The sequence below is a fragment of the Maritimibacter harenae genome (assembly GCF_009882975.1).
GTDB classification, from domain to species: domain Bacteria; phylum Pseudomonadota; class Alphaproteobacteria; order Rhodobacterales; family Rhodobacteraceae; genus Maritimibacter; species Maritimibacter harenae.
This window is the reverse complement of the sequence record NZ_WTUX01000006.1, coordinates 313,133-315,724: the sequence shown is the minus strand read 5'-3', so window position 1 is coordinate 315,724 and position 2,592 is coordinate 313,133. Positions and strand designations below refer to the sequence as shown.

Below are 2,592 nucleotides of genomic sequence, written 5' to 3'. Positions count from 1 at the left end.
GTTCGTCCGTGAATCTCGTTCGCTTCATTGTCCGTCCTCAGGTTGGGCCGGACTCTAATCGACGGTGGAGGAAAAATCCCGTGGCAGGTCATATCGTGTACGCTTGTTTCTCTCAGTAGACCTGAGCGGCTCTACAGCGTTCAAGAACTCAGCAAGCGGCGAACAACGCGACTCCGGTGCAACACCACGATGGGTCACGCTTTTTGAGCAGTTCTACACGAATTTCCCGGATCGATATGCGGCAACTTTCGACAAGCAGCGAACAGAAAACATGGGTTCTGACCACTGCCCAAAGCTTTGGAAGGCGGTTGGAGATGAACTGGTCTTCTGCGGACGAGTTACAACTAAACTTGCTGTAGCCACTGCGCTCAAAGCATTCATTCATACGCTGCATGAATACAGAAAGGTTCTCGCTGACGGCAAACACGATCTGAACCTGAAAGGAGCCGGGTTCTTGGCAGCTTTTCCGGAGCCCAATCGCGCGGTGAAACTTAGACGAGAGGGCGCCGCTGAAGAACCAGACATGCTCTCAGCCTCTGAAGCGCTGGAAGCCGCTGCAGACGCCAAACCGTTCGACTATGACTTTCTTGGAAAAGCGATCGATACGGGCTTCCGGGTAGCGCATTCCGCAAAGCCCGAACGCTTTGCTCTCAGCGTTCAACTGGCAAGACTTCTTGCGGAAGCTGAACCAGGATTCGGCTTCGATTTTGATATCCACCTTGAACAGCCAATGCCTATGAAAGGCGTGAACAAGGGCGAAGCGTATCCAAGCCTATTCATTGATACCCTCAAACACCTTCCTACTGAGAAGACCCGTAAGCTCGAACGAAACCTCCTCAGCCCCAAGGGCCCGCCAGATCGGACGCAACTCGCCGAGTACCTTGTTTCCTATTGCGAAGTCGTGGGTACCGACGAAATCATGCTTCCGGATAACGCGGATGGCCCTTGTCCTGACAGCCCACCCAGCTACCAAGCGCATCGCTCAAAGATTGCTGAACACCTTGCAGCGGAGATCGGACGCGGCTCTGCAGGCGACGACACACCGGAAGGATATGACAAGGAAGACACGGCTGATGTGCCTCCGTCTGAACCTCTCAACCCGCTTCCTAAATTGGGAGAATAGACAAGACCCGCACGTAAGAGCAGTACGCGTTAGAGCCGAAGCAGACTTGCACAGACTTGCACGCGCTTTGGCTCATACAGCGTGATTCGTTTGATACATACGTGCAGCTTTTTCCTGTAACTACTTGAATCTAAATAAGGCCCCTGTTTTCGGGAGGCAGGGGTCGTGAGTTCGAATCTCGCCACTCCGACCAAATAACAAGGCGCCCCTAGGGGCGCCTTTGTTGTTTTATGGATTCTGGCCGCAACGATACCCGCAACGTTTCAGACTGGATCTGTCCTCGATCCGTTCGCGGGTGGGCACGATGGTCACCCCTTATAGCTTCCAGTTCCTGATGCCGGCCGCGTTCTTGAGCGCGTCGGGGCTATAGGAGCGATCTGGCCCTGTACACACAGACGACCAGAATGGTGAGGATCACCGCTCCGTGAACGCGCCCGCTTCATTTGGAACTCCCCGCAATTCGCTCGCGTTGGCGCGGCAGGTTCAAAGGGAGATTTCATGAAGCGTGCAGCGATAACTGCCATGACGATGTTGCTGGCGACACCCGTGGTCGCACAGGAAGNTATTCAATCGCCAGTGTGCCTTCTGCCATGTCATTCAGGATGAAGATGACCAGGTGATCGCGGGACGCGATGGAGGATCCGGGCCGAACCTTTTCGGCGTGGTCGGATCGGCGCCCGGTTCACGNGCGATGACCTCGCCGCCTATGGCGAGACCGGGGTAACCTGGGACGAGACCAACCTGGTTTCGTTCGTGCAGGATCCCAGTGGCCACCTTCGAGAGGCGCTGGACGATTCCGGCGCCCGCAGCAAGATGTCCTACAAGCTGCGCGACGAGCAGGACGCCCGGGATATCCAGGCTTATCTCGCCCGCTTCGCGTCCGAGGACACCGCGCCGGACAGCGAGAACGAAGACAGCTCGGCGGAGAATGGCGTCTCAGGGTCCACTCATTCCGAGAAACCTTGAGACACCGCCGCGAACCGGGCTCTTCGTCGTGCGGGAGGTTTTTCATACGAAATCGATCTTCGCCGGACGAGGAGCCGGCCGGGCCCCGGGTCCGGCCAATCGGCAAACCGAAAAATCAGGAGAGGAGAGGTATAGATGAAATATATCAAGNCGATGTTCTTCACCGAGAAATGCACCGGGCTTTCCGTGCGCACCCCGTCGGGTGACGTCAACGCGCTTCTGGGCATGGGGGCCAACGATACAGATGTGTCGGACTATGCCACCGTGGCCGACGACCTGTTCTGTGACGGGCAGGCAGGCATGAACGGGGTCGCCGTTNGAACAGCCGGATCTACGTCTACTCGGCCTCGGAGAAATCCGACCCACAAACCAACCGTGTCATGCGTTTCACCATCAACGATGACCACACGCAACTGTCCGACCGCACGGATATCGTGGACGACATCCCCTACAAGACCGCGCCGACGGATCACCCGTTCGGCACGACGGGCACGCACAACGGT

Annotated in this window: 2 protein-coding genes; both read left to right on the top strand. The window is 56.9% G+C overall.

The features are described from left to right. The first annotated feature begins 64 nt into the window (after positions 1–64). The gene (locus GQE99_RS03990; protein ID WP_161350285.1) at positions 65–1,123 is read left to right on the top strand and encodes a hypothetical protein; all 1,059 of its coding nucleotides are present in this window, start codon (positions 65–67) and stop codon (positions 1,121–1,123) included. A 753-nt stretch (positions 1,124–1,876) separates the two neighbouring features. Continuing rightward, on the top strand, positions 1,877–2,089 hold the full coding sequence (locus GQE99_RS03985; protein ID WP_161350284.1) for a hypothetical protein: 213 nt from the start codon (positions 1,877–1,879) through the stop codon (positions 2,087–2,089). The last annotated feature ends 503 nt before the right edge of the window (positions 2,090–2,592 follow it).